At 60.1% G+C, this 18,732-nt stretch carries 14 protein-coding genes; 6 read left to right on the top strand and 8 right to left on the bottom strand.

All coding sequences use genetic code 11. From position 1 onward, the window contains the following. Nucleotides 1-180: 180 nt before the first annotated feature. Nucleotides 181-1,683, bottom strand: a complete 1,503-nt coding sequence (gene dacB / locus SKZ59_RS27800; protein ID WP_319993559.1) for a D-alanyl-D-alanine carboxypeptidase/D-alanyl-D-alanine-endopeptidase — start codon at nt 1,681-1,683, stop codon at nt 181-183. 8 nt (nt 1,684-1,691) lie between these two features. Then, nucleotides 1,692-2,930, bottom strand: a complete 1,239-nt coding sequence (locus SKZ59_RS27795) for a nucleoside recognition domain-containing protein (protein ID WP_034753725.1) — start codon at nt 2,928-2,930, stop codon at nt 1,692-1,694. Between the two features lie 217 nt (nt 2,931-3,147). Here SKZ59_RS27795 and SKZ59_RS27790 point away from each other — a divergent pair, with 217 nt between their 5' ends. The 4 genes from SKZ59_RS27790 (at nt 3,148) to SKZ59_RS27775 (ending at nt 10,069) form a co-directional block, all read left to right on the top strand. Then, nucleotides 3,148-4,950 carry an ABC transporter substrate-binding protein gene (locus SKZ59_RS27790; protein WP_413774608.1) on the top strand — a complete coding sequence of 601 codons (1,803 nt, stop codon included), beginning with the start codon at nt 3,148-3,150 and terminating at the stop codon, nt 4,948-4,950. Nucleotides 4,951-5,167: 217 nt separating this feature from the next. Next, complete coding sequence (locus SKZ59_RS27785; RefSeq protein WP_319993557.1) at nt 5,168-7,921, top strand: TonB-dependent receptor; 2,754 nt, start codon at nt 5,168-5,170, stop codon at nt 7,919-7,921. 88 nt (nt 7,922-8,009) lie between these two features. Next, the gene (locus SKZ59_RS27780; RefSeq protein WP_319993556.1) at nt 8,010-9,089 is read left to right on the top strand and encodes an LD-carboxypeptidase; all 1,080 of its coding nucleotides are present in this window, start codon (nt 8,010-8,012) and stop codon (nt 9,087-9,089) included. 86 nt (nt 9,090-9,175) lie between these two features. After that, a complete protein-coding gene (locus tag SKZ59_RS27775) occupies nt 9,176-10,069 on the top strand; it encodes a YihY/virulence factor BrkB family protein (RefSeq protein WP_034753736.1) in 894 nt (297 codons plus the stop codon). A 377-nt stretch (nt 10,070-10,446) separates the two neighbouring features. On the opposite strand, the gene SKZ59_RS27770 is transcribed toward SKZ59_RS27775, so the two are convergent. From SKZ59_RS27770 to SKZ59_RS27745, 6 genes are all read right to left on the bottom strand, one after another. Beyond that, nucleotides 10,447-11,574 (bottom strand): acyl-CoA dehydrogenase family protein, encoded by a 1,128-nt coding sequence (locus SKZ59_RS27770; protein ID WP_319993555.1) that lies wholly within the window; start codon nt 11,572-11,574, stop codon nt 10,447-10,449. Between the two features lie 39 nt (nt 11,575-11,613). Then, nucleotides 11,614-12,282 (bottom strand): SDR family oxidoreductase, encoded by a 669-nt coding sequence (locus tag SKZ59_RS27765; protein WP_319993554.1) that lies wholly within the window; start codon nt 12,280-12,282, stop codon nt 11,614-11,616. Between the two features lie 80 nt (nt 12,283-12,362). Continuing rightward, on the bottom strand, nt 12,363-13,559 hold the full coding sequence (locus SKZ59_RS27760; RefSeq protein WP_319993553.1) for an acetyl-CoA C-acyltransferase: 1,197 nt from the start codon (nt 13,557-13,559) through the stop codon (nt 12,363-12,365). Beyond that, the gene (gene aceK / locus SKZ59_RS27755; RefSeq protein WP_319993552.1) at nt 13,556-15,355 is read right to left on the bottom strand and encodes a bifunctional isocitrate dehydrogenase kinase/phosphatase; all 1,800 of its coding nucleotides are present in this window, start codon (nt 15,353-15,355) and stop codon (nt 13,556-13,558) included. The genes SKZ59_RS27760 and aceK overlap by 4 nt, the downstream gene beginning before the upstream one ends. Before the next feature lie 53 nt (nt 15,356-15,408). Further along, nucleotides 15,409-16,593, bottom strand: coding sequence for an isovaleryl-CoA dehydrogenase (locus SKZ59_RS27750; protein WP_034753750.1), 1,185 nt, complete (start codon nt 16,591-16,593; stop codon nt 15,409-15,411). A 137-nt stretch (nt 16,594-16,730) separates the two neighbouring features. Then, nucleotides 16,731-17,135 carry a MerR family transcriptional regulator gene (locus tag SKZ59_RS27745; RefSeq protein ID WP_034753754.1) on the bottom strand — a complete coding sequence of 135 codons (405 nt, stop codon included), beginning with the start codon at nt 17,133-17,135 and terminating at the stop codon, nt 16,731-16,733. A 721-nt stretch (nt 17,136-17,856) separates the two neighbouring features. On the opposite strand from SKZ59_RS27745, the gene SKZ59_RS27740 reads away from it, so the two are divergent. Then, nucleotides 17,857-18,264 carry a hypothetical protein gene (locus SKZ59_RS27740; protein ID WP_034753756.1) on the top strand — a complete coding sequence of 136 codons (408 nt, stop codon included), beginning with the start codon at nt 17,857-17,859 and terminating at the stop codon, nt 18,262-18,264. Nucleotides 18,265-18,353: 89 nt separating this feature from the next. Further along, nucleotides 18,354-18,680: a hypothetical protein gene (locus SKZ59_RS27735; protein WP_046683172.1), complete on the top strand. Its 327-nt coding sequence runs from the start codon at nt 18,354-18,356 to the stop codon at nt 18,678-18,680. The last annotated feature ends 52 nt before the right edge of the window (nt 18,681-18,732 follow it).

The raw sequence follows: 18,732 nt of genomic DNA, 5'->3' as shown, positions 1-18,732 counted from the left end.
TGGGCGCCGCGGGTGCTGGTCGGCTTACGCAGCGCTAAGCCGACCTACGTTTATTGGATGGCCGGTAGCGGGTAGGTCGGATTAGCGTAGCGTAATCCGACAAGTCAGCAGCCAGGTGACAAACAGGTGACAAACGAAAAAAAGCAGCGCTACGCGCTGTCTTTCTGTCTTTGCTTCCCTTTATTGGCCGGCAACCACCGATGTGACGCCGCTCCTGGCGACCCACTCGATCAGCGCATCAACCGCCGCGCGGCCATTGCCGTTGCCCACCAGGTCGCTATTGATCATGGCGACCACCACGCACAGCTGGTTGTTGGCGTCGGGGACATAGCCGGCGATGGCCACCACATTCTTCAATGTTCCCGTCTTGATGCGGGCCCGTGCGGCCGCTGGACTGTTCAACAGGCGCTTGCGCATGGTGCCGTCCAGCGCGACGATGGGCAGGCTGGACTGGAACTCGGGTGCCCACGGACTTTGCTGCATCGCCTGCAGGACACCGGCCATTTGCGCAGGCGCAATGCGTCCCGTGCGCGACAAGCCGGAACCGTTGTCGACCAGCATGCCCTGGGTGTCGATCTGATGCCGCTGGAACCATTCCTGGATCACTTGCCGCGCACGCGTGGCCGTGTCTTCCGGCACCGCCATGGCGACGGGGCGGCTGCCCAGCCAGCCATCGCTTTGCAAGCTGCCCAGGCTCATGAACAGGGTGCGGGCCAGGGTATTGTCGGACGTCTTGTTGATATCGCGCAAGACTTCCGGCAAGGCGCGCGCCACGTGGTCGGCCAGCATGCGCGTGCCGACCGGTTCGGCCGTCGGCGGCAAGCCGGTTGCCGGCGCTTCGCGCACCGTGCCCGTGATCGTGCCGCCCAGGCGTTTCCAGGTGGCACGGAACAAGCGGTCCGCGTAATCGTTGCGATCAAGAACATTGATGCTGGTAGCCTTGCTGCAATTTTGCGGGAAGGTGCCATGCAGTATCACTTGCAGCTTGCCGCTCGCATCGCGCCGGTATTCGGGCGGGCGCCAGCCGTCTTCCCATCTGGCGCAACTGCCCTTGATCAGCTTCATGTCGCTCGTGACGCTGACGTTCTCGAGCGCCGGCTGCATCAGGATGCTCAATTGCCGGTCCGTCGAGTTGATATTGATATCGAGCAGATTAGTGTTCAGCAGCAAGGCATCGGGAATGACGTTGTAGCGGAACTCGGCCGATTCGTCGAAGGGCGGCGCGCCAATGTCGGGCCGGGCCGGCTGGAACAGCTGTCGGTCGAGGATCAGGTCGCCCTTGATTTTCACGATGCCTTGCGTGCGCAAGGTTTGCAGCATGTGCTCGAGCACGTTCGCATTGAAATCCGTGTCGGCGCCGCCGCGCAGGATCAAGTCGCCCTTCAGTACGCCATTGATGACGTCGGCGCTGGTGCGCAGTTCCGTGCGGCCGCGGAAGATGGGCCCGAGCTGCTCCAGGCCCACGGCCGTCGTCACCAGTTTCATGGTGGAGGCCGGCTGCATGCTGCGCTCGGCGCCATGCGACATCACCACCGTGTTGCCGCGCAGGACGATGGCGCCCATCGCGTCTTCGGGGATATTCGCGCTGCGCAGCAGCAGGCTGACGGATTCGGGCAATTGCGCGTGCGCAGTCGACAGGCCAAGACCCGCCAACAGTGCCGCCATCAGGACAGGACGTAACATGGTGCTCCTTAGTGGAAAAAGACGTAGGCGACAAAGACGGCGGTGATCACGCCGGCCAGATCGGCGATCAGGCCGGCCGTGATGGCATAGCGCGTCTTGCGGATGCCCACCGAGCCGAAGTACAGGGCCACGATATAGAAGGTGGTGTCGGCCGAGCCCTGGAAGACGCAGGCCAGGCGGCCGACAAACGAGTCGACGCCATAGGTATTCATGGCATCGATCATCATGGCTTTCGAGCCGGAGCCGCTGAGCGGCTTCATCATGGCCGTCGGCAGCGCGGGCACGAAGTCCGTATTGATGCCCAGGTTGGCGAAGAACCAGTTCATGCCGCTCATCAGGAAATTGAACACGCCCGCGTTACGGATCACGCTGATGGCCACCAGCATGCCGACCAGATAGGGAATCACGGTGATCGACGTCTGGATGCCGCCCTTTGCCCCTTCGATGAAGGCGTCATACACGTTCACTTTCTTGCGCAGCGCGCCAATAATAAATATGGCGATGACGCTGATCAAGACCAGGTTGCTGACCACTTTCGAGACCAGTTCGATTTCCTGTTTCGTCAGGTATTGTGTGAAGTACCAGATCATGGCGACGATGGCGCTCGTCATGCCGCCCATCCAGCCCAGCACGACCCGGTTGAGCAAGTTGATGCGCTGCTTGATGGACACCGTGATGATGCCGACCATGGTGGCCACATAGGTGGCGATCATGCAGGGAATAAAGATGTCGGACGGGTCGGCCGCGCCGAGGATCGAGCGCTGAGCCATGATGGCCAGCGGAATCAGGGTCAGGCCCGAGGTGTGCAGCACCAAAAACATGATCTGCGCATTCGTCGCCTCTTCCTTGTTCGGGTTCAAGGTTTGCAGGCTTTCCATGGCCTTTAAGCCGAACGGCGTGGCCGCATTGTCCAGGCCCAGCAGGTTGGCCGAGAAATTCATCACCATGTGGCCCGTGGCTGGATGGTCCTTGGGAATTTCCGGGAAGATGCGCGAAAAGAACGGTGCGATGACTTTCGCCAGCCAGCCGACGATGCCCGCCTTTTCACCGATGTTCATGATGCCTAGCCACAAGGTCATCACGCCCGCCAGCGGCAGGGCGATATCCATCACGCCCATGCGCGCCGTCTCGAAGGTGCCGTCGATGATGCGCTTGAAGATATCGGTATCGCCGAGGAACAGCCACTGCAGCACTGCGGCCAGGAAGCCTACGAGGAAAAAGCCGGACCAGATGTAATTAAGTGCCATATTCGATCAGTTCTGTGTGTCGGGAGTGAAAAATGTCTGCAAACAAAGTATAGGGGCAGCCCGATGCGAGTTGATGAAAGAATGCAGCAATCGCATGCCAAAAAGTTATAAGCTGGCAGCCTGTTTTCATTGGCGCCCCGCAGCGTGCCCGCGTAGTGTGGGGGATGCCTGTCGCTTACCGCTGTTCCTTACCCTTGTCTGCACTGGATTACTGATGATGTTTTTACGCAAAACCACCTGCGCCGCCGGCCTGGCCCTGTTGACGCTTTTTACCGTACCGGCCCACGCCGCCGCCGATGCCCGCGCGAACAAGACCTTGCACCTGTTCCTCAGCACCAGCGAGACGGGCCTGGACCCGGCCGTGGCGTCGGACCTGGCCAGCCTGAATTTGATGGAAAACATCTTCGATCCCTTGCTGCGCTATGACTACCTGGCGCGCCCCGTGCAACTGCAGGGCAATACGGCGCGCGCCATGCCGACCGTGGAAGATGGCGGACGCACCTATACCTTTCACTTGCAGCCCGGCATATTCTTTACGCCCGATCCCGCCTTCAAGGGCAAGCCGCGCGAAGTGACGGCGCAGGATTATGTGTACAGCCTGACGCGGCTGTATGACCCCAGCCTGAAGTCGCCGTGGCTGTTCCTTCTGGAAGACAAGCTGGTGGGCGATGCGGCGCTGAAAACAAAATTCAGTTACGACACGCCGATTGCCGGCTTGCAGGCGCTGGACAAATACACCCTGCGCATCCGCCTGAACGGCGTCGACCCGAACTTCCTGTTTTACCTGGCCATGCCGGCGACCGCCGTGGTGGCGCGCGAAGTGGCCGAAGCGTACCCGGCGGCAGGGCAGATCGGCAACCATCCCGTGGGCACGGGGCCGTTCCTGGTGAAGGAGTGGAAGCGCAGCGACAAGATCGTGCTGCAAGCCAATCCGACTTTCCGTGCCACCGTGTTCCATACGGAAACCAAGGCGCTGGCCGCCTTGCCGGTCGACGCGCGCGCCATCGCGACGGCACTGGAAGGCAAGCAACTACCGCTGGTCGAGCGCATCGAGGTGCGCATCGTCGAGGAATATCAATCGCGCATGCTGGGTTTTTTGAAGGGCGAGTTCGATTACCTGGAGCAAGTGCCGGAATCGATGACGGACATGGTGCTGGAAAACGGCGCGCTGAAACCGGCGCTGGCCGCCAAAGGCATGCAGCTGACGCGCTTTCCCGTGCTGCAGACGTATTACATGTGGATGAACATGGACGACCCCGTACTGGGCGGCACGAGCAAGGACAAGCTGGCCCTGCGGCGCGCCATCGCCCTCAGCTACAACAGCCGCGAAGACATCGCGCTATTGAAAAAGGGATTGGCCTTGCCGGCCCAGTCGCCGTTACCACCGAATGTGCGCGGTTACGACAAGAGCTACCGCAGCCCCGTCGGCTACGATCCAGCCCTGGCGCGCGCCCTGCTCGACCGCTTCGGCTACAAGGCGGGTCTAGACGGTTTCCGCACCCAGCCGGACGGCACGCCCTTGATCCTCACCATGCATACGGAGCCGAGCACGGTGGGACGTTTGCGCGACGAATTGTGGCGCCGCAACCTGAACGCCATCGGCGTGCGCGTGGAGTTTAAAAGCGACAAGAAGACGGAAATCATCAAGGCGTCGCGCCTGGGCAAGGTGCAGATGTTCGAGACCAACTGGATCGCCGACTTCCCCGATGGTGATAACTTTATGCAATTGTTGTACGGTCCCAACAGTGGCCGCGCCAACTATGCCCGCTTCAACTTGCCCGATTACAATAAACGCTATGAGGAGGCGCGCCTGCTATCCGATACGCCGCGCCGACGCAGTCTGTACTTCGACCTGTTTCAGCTGATCCACGCCTACACGCCGTGGGTGTTGCTGACGCATCCCATCTCTGCCGACCTGCAACAACCGTGGCTAAAAAACTACAGGCGCCACCCCGTGGAATTCACGTCCTGGCGCTATCTGGACGTGGATAAAGCCAAGGGTAGCCCCGCAGGCAAGTGACCATGTCACTGAAAAGGGCATTCATTCCAAAAAGTTATGGTTAGGAAAGCATTTTTCATTGGCTGGCCGCGGATGCATCGCGCTACTCTGAAAATGAAAACAAATAAAGTCATGCGCAATTGTCATAAAAAAATGTACTGCGAGACAGACGTTGCGACATATCTATACAGCCTGACTTGATGACTCAAGTTTCGATTGCCCAACAAGGAGAAGACCTGTGAAATTGAAAAAGCTAGCGCAGTTGGTGGCATTGATGGGGGTGGTGGGGCCGGTCGTCGCACAGGAAGCGGCGCCGCCATCGATGCAACGGGTCGAAGTGACGGGCAGCAGCATCAAACGCGTGGCCAAGGAAGGCGCGTTGCCCGTGCAAGTCATTACCTTTGACCAGATCGAAAAACAGGGCATCACGACGACCGAGCAACTGGTGCGCACCCTGTCAGCGAATGGCACGGGTGCCGATAACATGACTTCGGGCAATAACGTGTTTGGCGCCGATGCCGACAGGGTCAGCGGTGGCGCTTCGTTCGCCTCACTGCGCGGCCTGGGACCGTCGAGCACCCTGGTGCTGTTGAACGGCCGCCGCATCGCCACGCACGGCGCCAGCGGCAAGTCGGTCGACTTGAACTCGATCCCGCTGGGTGCGATTTCGCGCGTGGAAATCCTCAAGGATGGCGCCTCGGCCATCTACGGCACGGACGCCATCGGCGGCGTGATCAATTTCATTTTGAAAACCAATTACAGCGGCGTGGAAGCGTCCGTCTCCACCAACGACACGCAGGCAGGCGGCGGCGCCACGCGCCGCGCCTCGCTGCTGGCCGGCACGGGTTCGCTCGAAAGCGACCGCTACAACATCATGGCCAGCCTGACCGTCGACAAGGCGCAGCAGCTCAATGGCCGCGACCGCTCCTTCGTCAACGGCTTCCAGCCGGGCCGCGGCCTGTCGCCCGATACGACGGGCACGCCGTTTGCCAACCAGATGGCGGGTGCCGGCACGGCGCTGGGCGCCTCGTTCCAGCTGCCAGGCGATGCGAATAAATACCTGCAAGCCAATCCCTTGAGTTTCCAGGGCAAGTGCGACAGCATCGCCGGCATGTCGCAGTACCAGACGGCACTGTGGAAAGACGTGACCTCGCCGCTGCGCACCACGTATTCCTGCGCGTATGACTATGGCGCCGACTATGTGCTGCAATTCCCCGTTGAACGTGCCAATCTGTTGTCGCGCGGCACCTTCCAGCTGGCGCCCGACCACCGCATGTTTGTCGAAGTGCTCGGTTCGCGCACCAAGGCCACGGCCATTTTGACGCCGATGCAGGTGCAGGCGACCGTTGCCAACAAGAATTTGTATCCGGTCGGTGGCGCGTATTACCAGGATCTGTCGGCCTACATCCCTTCTTTCGACAGGACCAAGCCGATTTCCTACAAATGGCGCGCCAATGACGTGGGCAACCGCACGCAGGAAAACACGACAGACAATGCCCGCGTGCTGGTGGGCTTTGAAGGCAACTTTGGCAAGTGGGATTACAAGGCCGGCATTTCGCGCGCCGAAAGCAGCACCAAGACCAAGCTGACGGATGGCTATTCCTACACGGACAAGCTGTACGCGGCCCTGGCCAGCGGCATCATCAATCCATGGGTGGGCGCCGGCCAGAGCCAGACGGAAGCGGCCAAGCAATTGATCGAATCGACCAAGTTCCGTGGTGACTTCCAGCACGGCAAGACGACCCTGACGCAGATCGACGGTTCCGTTTCGGGCGAGCTGTTCCAGCTGCCGGCCGGTGCGCTGGCCATGGCGGCCGGTTTTGACTTGCGCCGCGAAGGTTACAGCTTTGCGCAAGACGTTGATGCCACGCAGATTTTGCTGTCGCCAGGCAATGCCGCATTAAAAGATGCCAGCCGTACCGTCAAGGCCGTGTATGCCGAGCTGCTGGTGCCGGTCACGAAGGATCTGGAAATGCAGCTGGCCATTCGCCGCGACGATTACAGCCTGGTCGGCGCGACGACGAATCCGAAAGTGGCCTTCCGCTACCAGCCGACCGACTTCCTGCTGTTCCGTGGTTCGGCCAGCAAGGGTTTCCTCGCACCAAGCTTCCAGCAGCTGTATTCGGGTTCGCTGAGCCAGGAATTGCCGAACGGCGTGATCGACCAGGAAGGCTGCGCCAAGCATCCGGGCGTGCCCGAGTATTGCGCCATCGACCGCCTCGACTACAGGACGGGCGGCAACACGAACCTGAAGCCGGAAACGTCGAAGCAGGGCAGCGTCGGTTTTGTCATCGAGCCATTCAAGGGCTATTCGGCCTCGTTCGATTACTGGGCCATCAATACCAAGGACCGCATCCTGAACCGCACGCCGCAAATCGTGCTGGCCAACTACCAGGCGCTGAACCAGTACATCCACCGCAATCCGGACGGCACCATCGAGTACGTGCAGGCTGGCTGGATCAATGCGGCAGGCAGCCGCGTGCGCGGCCTCGACGTGGGCTTGCGTGGCGAAGGCAAGATTCAGGACGCGAAATGGACGGCGACCCTGGACGGCACGTATATGGACAGCTTCAAGTTTGCGGAATACCAGGGCCAGGAATACCAGGAACTGGTCGGCAAGTTCTATACGCGCGATCTGTACCTGCGCTGGAAACACAATGCCAGCTTTGGCGTGTCGCGCGGCGACTGGAGCGGCTTGCTGATCCAGAGTTTTTCGTCGGGCTACAAGGACCAGCTGCCGAATGGCGGCAAGGGCGCACCGCCACCGGGCTTCAAGCCGGACGTGTCCAGCTACACCACGTATAACTTGTCGGGCACCTACACGGGCTTCAAAAATACGACGATTACCGTGGGCATCCAGAACTTGTTCGACCGCGATCCGCCATTCACCGCGCACAACGTGGATGAAGTGGTGGGCGCCGGCTGGGATCCGCGCGTGGCCGATCCTCGCGGCCGTTCGCTGTCGTTCCAGCTGAAGTACAAGTTCATGTAAGGCGGTCATGCCGGCGGCGATCCCGCTGGCGTGTTAACCTCGTGCGGCGGCGCCTGGCGTCGCCGTTTTTATTCCAGGAAAGGGCCGCATGTCCAGTCAGACCAATCTCAGCCGGCGCCGCTTCGGCGGCCTGCTGGCCGCCACCTTGGGGGCGGCAGGCACACCGGTGTTGGCGGCGGCCGCGCAAGGGAAGGGCAAACGCATGCAACAGCAACACGCATTGATCAAGCCGGCGCGTTTGCGCCAGGGCGACCTGGTCGCCATCATCGCGCCGGGTGGTTTTACGGACGAAGACGCCATTGCCAAGGCCGTACGCAATATCGAATCGCTGGGTTTGCGCGCCAGCCTGGGCGCCAATATCCGCGCCGTGCACGGCAACTATGCGGGCACGGTGCAGCAGCGCCTCGACGACTTGCACGCGGCGTTCCGCGACCCGGACGTCAAGGTCGTGTGGGCGATACGCGGCGGCTCCGGCTGCATTTCGCTGCTGGCGCTGCTCGACTATGCCTTGATCCGCGCCAACCCGAAAGTGCTGATCGGTTATTCCGACATCACGGCCCTGCACCTAGCCATCGCCCGCCAGACGGGTCTGGTGACCTTCCACGGCCCCGTGGCCTCGTCCACGTTTTCCGAGTACACGGTGACGCAGCTGCAAAACGTGCTGATGACGCCGCAAGAGCAGTACACGATCCCGATGGCGCTCGACAATCACCGCCGCGCGCAGACGCAGCCGAACTTCGCCATCCGTACCGTGCACGGCGGCCAGGCGACGGGGCGCTTGACGGGCGGCAATCTGTGCATGGTCAGCGCGCTGGCCGGCACGCCGTATGCGGCCGATTTCCGCGAGCATATTTTGTTCCTCGAAGAAATCAATGAAGTGCCGTACCGCATCGACAGGATGTTGTGCCAGCTCGACCTGTCCACGGGGTTCAACAAGGCCGCGGCCTTGATGCTGGGCATCTTCGAGCATTGCGAGGCGGCTGAGGGCGATACCGCGCTGACCCTCGATGCCACCGTAGACCAGCATTTGCAGCCCTTGCGCGTGCCGGCCGTCAGCGGCTATTCGTTTGGCCACATCCGCCACCAGTTCACGCTACCGATGGGCATCCTCGCGACCCTGGATGCGGACCGGCAAACCTTGACCTTATTGGAGCCGGCCGTCTGTTAGCGTACGGTGCAGCGGGGCGCTTGTCAGTATGCTAGTGTGAATGCAGGCGTGGCACGAGGCCCGCCGCCTTCTTCACCGTACCCGACATGATCAACCGCCACGCCAGTACCTACATCCTCAGCCACCCGCTGGCCTTCGTGCTGCAGGTGCTGAAGGGTTTCCGCGCCAACCAGGGCTTGCTGCTGGCGGGCGCCGTCGCGTACTACTCGCTGCTGTCCATCGTGCCCCTGCTGATGCTGGTGGTGGTGGCCCTGTCGCACGTGATCGCGCAGGACGAATTGTTGCAAACCATCGGCCATTACCTGGAATGGCTGGTGCCCGGGCAATCGAAAGCCATCGTGGCCGAGGTCGCGCATTTCCTCAACAACCGGGGCGTGATCGGCTGGCTCTTGCTGCTGACCATGCTGTTTTTCAGTTCCTTGGCGTTTACCGTGCTGGAAAACGCCATGAGCGTGATCTTCATCCACCGCGTCGCCATCCGCCGCCGCCATTTCCTCATTTCCGCCGTGCTGCCGTATTGCTACATCCTGTGCCTGGGTATCGGTATTTTGCTGATCACCCTGGTGGCGGGCAGCCTGCAAGTGATGGGCGAGGAAAGCGTGCGTTTCCTGCGCCATGACTGGGGCCTGGAAGGGGTATCGGGCGTGCTGCTGTATTTGCTGGGGCTGGCTGGCGAAATCCTCGTGCTCAGCTCGATCTACCTGGTCATGCCGGTGGGGCGATTATCGATCACGCATGCGCTGATCGGCGGCGTGACGGCGGCCCTGCTGTGGGAAATTGCGCGCCACGTGCTGGTCTGGTATTTCTCTACCTTGTCGCAAGTGAATATTGTCTACGGCTCGATGACGACGGCTATCGTCGTCATGTTCAGCCTGGAAATCGGCGCCACCTTGCTGTTGCTGGGCGCGCAAGTGATTTCCGAATACGAAAGAGTGGCCCGTGGCGGCGAAGAAGACAAGCCGCTGGCGCTAAGGACTTGATTTAAAAAGATTATTGCACCGCACAAGAAGCTGTGCTATACTCCGTTCAGTGATTGAGATTTGGCAGCAAATTATCTCACCATCCAGTTTCAGCGCGGCGACCGACAGGTGTAATGTCGATGGCGTGACAGTGCGAAGAAATGGATTTTGTAATTCCGGATACGATGGTCGATTTACACTTGGAGTCACCATGCAGATAGCATGGGAGTCCGAAAATCAGGAGGCACTTTGCAGATAGCACTGGCGTCCATGACACGATTAAAGCATTGGTAATACATTGGAACAAGCCCGCGTTTTAGCGGGCTTTTTTTCGTCCATAGTTGGCGGTCGCCCGGGGTCAGACCCGCCGGGTCTGACCCCAGCATTTGCCTTGGGGTTTACAAAGCCCGCGCAATCAAAATCTTCTGAATATCGCTGGTCCCCTCATAAATCTGGCACACGCGCACGTCGCGGTAGATGCGCTCGACGGGGAAGTCGGACACATAACCGTAGCCGCCGTGCACCTGGATGGCGTCCGAGCACACTTTTTCCGCCATTTCCGACGCAAACAGCTTGGCCATGGCCGCTTCCTTCAGGCAGGACAGACCCGCATCCTTCATGGCCGCCGCGTGGCGTATCAGCTGGCGCGCCGCTTCGATCTGCGTGGCCATGTCGGCCAGGCGGAATTGCACGGCCTGGTGTTCATAGATGGGTTTGCCGAAACTTTCCCGGTCGCGCGCATAGCTCAGGGCCGCCTCATACGCGGCGCGCGCCATGCCCACGGCTTGCGAGGCGATGCCGATGCGTCCGCCTTCCAGGCCGGACAGGGCGATCTTGTAGCCTTGTCCTTCTTCGCCGATCAGATTTTCCGCCGGGATGCGGCAATTCTCGAACAGGATTTGCGCCGTGTCCGACGAGTGCTGGCCCATCTTCTGTTCCAGTCCTGCCACGATGTAGCCAGGCGTGTTCGTCGGCACCCAGAAGGCGCTGATGCCACGCTTGCCAGCCGCCTTGTCGGTGACGGCCATGACGATGGCCACGTCCGCATACTTGCCGCTGGTAATGAACTGCTTGGTGCCGTTGATTACGTATTCATTGCCATCGCGGGTGGCCGTCGTGCGCAGGGCCGAGGCGTCGCTGCCCGTGTGTGGTTCTGTCAGGCAAAACGCACCGAGCATCGTGCCTTGCGCCAGCGGGCGCAGCCATTGTTCCTTTTGCGCGTCGTTGGCGTACATCATGGCGATGCTGCACACGGGGCAATTGTTGACGGAAATGATGGTCGACGTGCCGCCATCGCCGGCGGCGATTTCTTCCAGCACCAGGGCCAGCGACACGTAGTCGAGGCCGGCACCACCGAGCGCTTCCGGCACGGCCACGCCAAAGGCGCCCAGCGCGGCCAGTTCCTGCAATTCTTCTTTCGGGAAATGATGTTCCTTGTCCCAGCGGGCCGCGTTGGGCGCCAGGCGCTCGCGCGAAAAACTGCGCAGCGCTTCCTGGATCATGGTCTGTTCTTCATTGAGTATCATGGGACGTCGTCTCGTTTGTTTTTATGGTGTGTGGTGGAATTACCAGCTGATGGGCTTGCCATCGTAATTGCGGAACACGGCCTTGTCCGTGGCTGGCAAGCTGGCCAGGGTGGCGCGGATGCCGGCAGCGCTTTGCTCTGGGGAAAGATCGGCGCCGGCGCCGCCCATGTCCGTGCGCACCCAGCCCGGGTGGAAGGCCACGCAGCTGACGCCTTGCGGGCCGTACACGAGGGACGTGTCAATCAGCACGGAATTCAAGGCGGCCTTGCTGGCGCGGTACAGCGAACCGCTGGGGTTGCCCCGTTCGCTCAAGGAGCCCATGTGCGAGGACAGCACGGCCAATTTCCCTTTGGCACTGCCTACCAGCGGTGCCAGGATCGGCAGCAGGCGCATCGCCGCCAGCACGTTCGTGTGCATGACGGCATCGAAATCTTCTTGCGTGGGGGTACCGTCGTGGCGCGGGCCATACACGCCCGCGTTGAGGATGGCCACGTCGAGCTTTTCATCGTCGAGCTTCCAGCCCAGGCCGGCACAGCCGTCCACGTCCGTCACGTCGAGCCGGTGCGCTTCGGCACCCAGTTGCGTGAGGGCGTCGCAAGCGTCTTGCGTGCGCGCCGTGGCAATCACTCGCCAGCCGTCGTGGCGGTATTGACGGACGATTTCGTGGCCGATGCCGCGCGAGGCGCCGATGATCAATGCGGTAGGCATGTCTTTCTCCCTGAGTAATCAATGAAAAGGCGCGCAGCGAACGTATCCACGCCGCGCGCGCCTGTCGTCAACAGAGCAGCTTATACCAGTTCGATTGCCATCGCCGTCGCTTCGCCGCCGCCGATGCACAAGGCCGCCACGCCGCGCTTGCCGCCGGTTTTTTTCAAGGCGCCCAGCAGGGTGACGATGATGCGCGCGCCCGAGGCGCCGATCGGGTGGCCCAGCGCGCACGCGCCGCCGTGGATGTTGATCTTGCTGTGCGGAATGTCGAGGTCGTGCATGGCGGCCATCGGTACGGCCGCGAACGCTTCATTGATCTCGAACAAATCCACATTGCTGCTGCTCCAGCCCGTCTTGGCGTACAGCTTTTTCACCGCGCCGATAGGGGCCGTGGTGAATTCGTTCGGCGCCTGCGCGTGCGTGGCGTGGCCGTGGATTTTCGCGATGACGGTGCAGCCGAGTTTTTTCGCCGTCGATTCGCGCATCAGCACCAGGGCTGCCGCGCCATCGTTGATCGACGAAGACGAGGCGGCCGTGATCGTGCCATCTTTCTTGAACGCCGCTTTCAAGGTCGGGATTTTTTCCAGGCGGGCTTTTTGCGGGCCTTCATCGATGCTGACGACGGTGTCGCCGCCGCGGCCGGAAACGGTCACGGGGGCGATTTCCCACTCGAAACTGCCATCCTTGGTGGCCGCTTGCGCGCGCTTCACGGATTCGATGGCGAACGCATCCTGCGCTTCGCGCGTGAAGGCGTACTGGCTGGCGCACTCTTCGGCAAACGTGCCCATCGAGCGGGCATTGCCCTTTTCATCGCGGCTGTAGGCGTCTTCCAGGCCATCCATCATCATGTGGTCATAGATCATGCCATGGCCGATGCGGTAGCCGCCGCGCGCCTTCGGCACCAGGTAAGGGGCGTTGGTCATCGATTCCATGCCGCCCGCCACCACCACGTCTGCGCTGCCGGCCAGCAAGGTGTCATGCGCGAACATGGTCGTCTGCATGGCCGAGCCGCACATTTTCGACAGGGTCACGGCGCCCGTGGAATCGGGCAAACCCGCCTTGCGCAAGGCTTGGCGCGCGGGCGCCTGGCCTTGGCCAGCCATCAGGCAATTGCCGAAATACACGTGTTCAACGGCGTCCGGCGCCACGCCGGCCCGGTCGACGGCGGCGCGGATGGCCACGGCGCCCAGGTCGCTGGCGGTGACGTTGGCAAAGTCGCCCTGGAAGGCGCCCATGGGGGTGCGCGCGGCACCGACGATTACGACTGGATCATTCATGTTGGATCTCCGGTTAAGGGTGGGGAGGGTGACTGCATACAAAAACGCAGGTGCTGCGGATACGGGAAGACGTCCTCGATATGGCCGTCTTCAATGCGCTGCTTGCGCGCCTGCCAGTATTGCGCCGTCAGCAGGTCGGCATGGTGCTGCATGAAATAGCGGCGGATGCGGGGATTGCCCAACAGGAAGGTGCCGAATTGTTCGGGAAACACATCGTGCTTGCCGATGGGATACCACGGTTCGGCCGACATTTCTTCCTCCTCCGTGCGCGCCTCGGGGATGACACGGAACTGGCAATCGGTGATGTACTCGATTTCATCGTAATCGTAAAAAACGACGCGCTGATGACGGGTTACGCCAAAGTTTTTATACAGCATGTCGCCCGGGAAAATATTTGCCGCCACGAGTTCCTTGATGGCGTTGCCGTACTCGACGATGGCGTGTTCGACCAGGTCGTCGCGGCCGTCCTTTTCAGCATTGCTCAGCCACATGTTCAGCGGCACCATGCGCCGTTCGATGTACAGGTGGCGGATGATGATCTGCTCGTGGTCTTCTTCGATCAGCGAGGGGGCGAACTGTTTCAGCTCGGCCAGCAATTCCTCGGCAAAACGGGCGCGGGGAAAGGCCACGTTGGAATACTCGAGCGTGTCGGCCATGCGGCCCACCCGGTCGTGGTGTTTCACCAGCAAATACTTTTGCTGGACTTGCGCGCGCGTGGTTTCCTTGGGCGGCGGGAAAAAATCCTTGATCACCTTGAAGACATACGGAAACGAGGGCAGGGCAAACACCAGCATCACGAGGCCGCGAATGCCGGGCGCGCTTTCGAAGTGGTCCGACGAATGTTTCAGATGCTGCAGGTAGTCACGGTAAAACAAGGTCTTGCCCTGTTTCTGCAGGCCCAATATCGTATAGATTTCGCTGCGCGGTTTGCGCGGCAGCAAGCTGCGCAGGAATTGCACATAGGCCGACGGCACTTCCATATCGACCAGGAAATAGGCGCGCGTAAATGAAAACAGCACGGCGATCTGCTGGTGCTCGAACAGCACCGTGTCGAGCACGAGCTTGCCGTGCCGGTTGTGCAGGATCGGTACGACGAACGGATATTCGCGGTTGCCGTTGATGCCCTTGCCGACCAGATAGGCGCCCTTGTTGCGGTAGAACAAGCTGGTCAAGACCTGGATCTGGTGGTTCGGCTCGAGCCGCTCGCTGCCGAACAGCTGCTGCAGCCGCGCTTCCACCTGGGCCACGTCACGCTCGAGGTTGGCAAATGCGCAGTCGAGCTGGAAGTTGCTCACCATGCGCGTCAGGGTGTGGCGCAAGCCATCCTTGCCCGGGTAATACACGCGGTAGGTGGGGACGGGATCCTGCGTTTCGATGTATTCCGTGGAAACGACAGGGCGCACGAAAATATAGTCGTTATTGAAATACGTGCGGTGCAGGATGTTGCAGCAGACGGAATTGAAGAAGGTTTCGGCCAGTTCCGGCTGCTTGTGTTCCGTCAGCATGCCGATGTAGTGCAACTTGAGTTCGCGCCACACTTCATCGCTCAACTCCGACTCTTCGTATTCATCTTCCAGCATCTGCACGCATTCCTGCACGCGCTTGTCATAAAAGTCGATGCGTTCGCGGGCCGCCGTCTGCGCAGCGGCCCAGGCGCCTTGCTCGAAATACCGCTTGGCTTGCTGGCTCGTTTCGCGGAACAAACGGTAATGCTTGTCGAAGCCGTCGCGGATGGTGCGCGCGATATCGAATGCAATCTGGGAAGAGAGCAATTTGGGGAAGGCAATGTGCGTCATATCTGTGCTCGCATGAATGGCTCATCACCCAGTCGATCGTCGCGCGCCCGTACTTACTTGGTTTCCGCAAACAGTTCGCGGCCTATCAGCATGCGGCGGATTTCGCTGGTCCCGGCGCCGATCTCATACAGCTTGGCATCGCGCCACAGGCGGCCGGCCGGATACTCGTTGATGTAGCCGTTGCCGCCCAGGGCCTGGATCGCTTCGCCCGCCATCCAGGTGGCCTTCTCCGCACTATACAGAATGGCGCCGGCCGCATCCTTGCGCAACTGGCGCACGGCTTCCGGCGTGGTGGCGCGGTCGCAGGCCTGGCCCACAGCGTAGACATAGGCCTTGCACGCCATCATGGTCGAATACATATCGGCCAGCTTACCTTGCATCAACTGGAATTCGCCGATGGCCTGGCCGAATTGCTTGCGGTCATGTACGTAGGGCACGACCAGGTCCATGCAAGCCTGCATGATGCCCAGCGGTCCGCCGGACAGCACGGTGCGTTCGAAATCGAGGCCCGACATCAGCACATTGACGCCCTTGCCCAGGCCGCCCAGCACGTTTTCGGCCGGCACTTCGCAATCCTGGAACACCAGTTCGCCCGTGTGCGAGCCGCGCATGCCCAGCTTGTCGAGCTTTTGCGCGATGGAAAAGCCCTTGAAATTCTTTTCGATCAGGAAAGCCGTCATGCCGCGCGGACCCGCTTCCAGGTCGTTTTTCGCGTACACCACCAGCACGTCCGCGTCGGGGCCGTTGGTGATCCACATCTTGGTGCCGTTCAAGACCCAGCGGTCGCCCTTGAAGTCGGCGCGCAGCTTCATGCTGACGACGTCCGAGCCCGCGTTCGGTTCCGACATGGCCAGGGCGCCGATGTGTTCGCCCGTGATCAGTTTCGGCAGGTATTTCGCTTTTTGCTCGGCCGTGCCGTTGCGTTTGATCTGGTTGACGCACAGGTTCGAATGGGCGCCGTAGGACAGGCCGACGGAAGCCGAGGCGCGCGAGATCTCTTCCATGGCGATGATGTGCGCCAGGTAACCCATGCCGGCGCCGCCGTATTCTTCGCTGACGGTGATGCCGAGCAAGCCCATGTCGCCCATCTTGCGCCACAGGTCCATGGGGAACTGGTCCGTACGGTCGATTTCGGCCGCGCGCGGCGCGATTTCGGCGGCGGCAAATTGTTGGATCGCTTCGCGCAGCGAGGCGATGTCGTCGCCGTGGTCAAAGGTCAAGCCTGGGAGATGGAGCATGTCGTCCTCGTCGTCGTTATAAGTGTGGCGGTCATGGGGGCCGGGTCAGTGAAGCTATGATACTCAGTTGTGACGTTTACGTAAACGTAAAGTGAGGCGTGTAAAGCGCTGTGCGTGGTAAGCGCCGCCGCATCGATTTAGTTTGTTTGCGCCTTATCAAGGTTCAAGTCCGCCAGCATGCGCGCGCACGCATCTTCATGCGCGCTGATTTCCGCCAGCGCCATTTCGATATCGATGCGCTGCTGCTCCAGGGTCTGCCGGTGCTGCGCCAGCACGCCCAGGAAGCGGTCCATCTGCGCGCGCGTGTCCTTCGGCGACTCGTACATGTCGACCAGACTCTTGATCTCCGACAACGCCAGGCCCAGGCGCTTGCCGCGCAGGGTCAGTTTCAAGCGGGTACGGTCGCGCGGCGTGTAGACGCGGCTGCGTCCGCCAGCGCCTTCGCGTTTCGGGCTGAGCAAGCCCTGGTCTTCATAGAAACGGATGGCGCGCGCCGTGATGTCGAATTCCCGCGCCAGTTCGGTAATCGTATAGGTCGTCATGGATGCGGGCGGTGTCGGTTGCATGGGTGGTCGGTCACTGGATGGGTGTGGATGGGTGCTGCGAGGCAATGGTGGCAAGGTGCCGTTTACGTCAACGTCAATACTATTGTAGCGTGCCCTGCCCGTGCTGCAACAAAGAAAAGAGAGGGCGTGAACGGGAGAATTTGGCGAATCAGACAACAATTACTGAAAATAAATTGATTCTTCTTGCACAAACGCGCTTAAGATCGAGAGTTGGTGGCCAAGATGACACCAAAAAGAGCTTTCCTGGCATAACGGCGACATTCTTTTCGCTGCGATGGCAGTAAAATTTTTAGGCGCAGACTCTTTCCAATAGGCACGATCGAAAAACAACGTTTCACTATGAGCACGTTGTTCATGTCGTTTCTATATTGGAAACAAAATGGCCCTTCTGAAAACTTTGTCTACAAGAAATTGTATGACATCGGCATTGCATGTATCGGTAGAGGAGGGCATTATCCGATACCGTACGTTGTAATGCCAAACCGAGGCTTTGAATCGTGCTGCAGTGCGAAAATCAAGGCTAACCGCGAATTTGAACCGAAGCCACGCAGAATCGCAAGAGAAAATTCGGCCCACTTTTTGACCTGAAAAGCCCGGCTGGAGTGTTAATTGTTAATTGATACTCTTTTCAAATGTAACAATCTGTATGGTCATTCAAGAAACTGACTTTCATGTTACAACATGAAATAGTACACCTATGAATTCTTCTAACGAACGCGAAAGCTTCAGCCAGCGACTTCAGTTGGCTCTCAAAAACGCCCATTATTCTCCAGACAGCCCGACCAGACTGGCCCGGGAATTCAATATCCGTTTCGACGGGCGCCCGATTACCGTGCATGCAGCTAGGAAATGGTTAGTAGGTGAAGCAATTCCGACGCAAGAGAAATTGCGCATGATTGCCCAATGGTTGGGCGTTCCGGCGGAATGGTTGCGTTTTGGCGGCCCGGAAAGCGCCACGCCGAATGGCGAAGCGGGCAGCGCTTTGTCGCGTTTTGAGTCCGCTGATGTGAAATTAATTGCCGATTTGCAAAGATTAGATGAACATCATCGTCAAATCGCGCGAGAATTTATTCGCATGCTGGTACGAGTCAACTACCAAAAGTAAGCATCCAGGCCATCCCCGGCCGGCGCCGTCCGCCTTTCGCTGGCGGTGCTCCCCCTGTCCTTTTATTTGCGCAAGGTCATACTGGAGACATGATTTTGCCGCACAATAAGACCTCGCATGTTGCGCTGCAGCGGAATTATTTGACAATAATCCCGCGTGCGGCGGCGCAGCGGCCAATACCAGCGCATAATCACATCAGAAGCAGCCAGTTCATCCACTACGGAGCCGAGCATTTGAGCCGTCTTATGAAAAGTAACTACAGCAATACCGCGCAGCTGAAGGACTTGATGACCGTGCCCCCCATGACTGCCGCGCAACATGCGGAAGTGATGCGCAAACGGATCGCCCACCGCAGGATGGTTGAAGAAGCCAGGGATTTGAAGCAGGCAAGTGCCACGCAGTTCGAAAAACGCTGAACGGTGGATGCCTGACCAAAGCTACTGCGCGTCGGCATAGGCGGCCTGCGAT

It is taken from the genome of Janthinobacterium sp. GMG2 (assembly GCF_033949445.1).
In the GTDB taxonomy this organism is placed as follows: domain Bacteria; phylum Pseudomonadota; class Gammaproteobacteria; order Burkholderiales; family Burkholderiaceae_D; genus Janthinobacterium; species Janthinobacterium aestuarii.
Note: the sequence above shows the minus strand (reverse complement) of the source record. Positions and strands in the feature narration are given on the sequence as shown.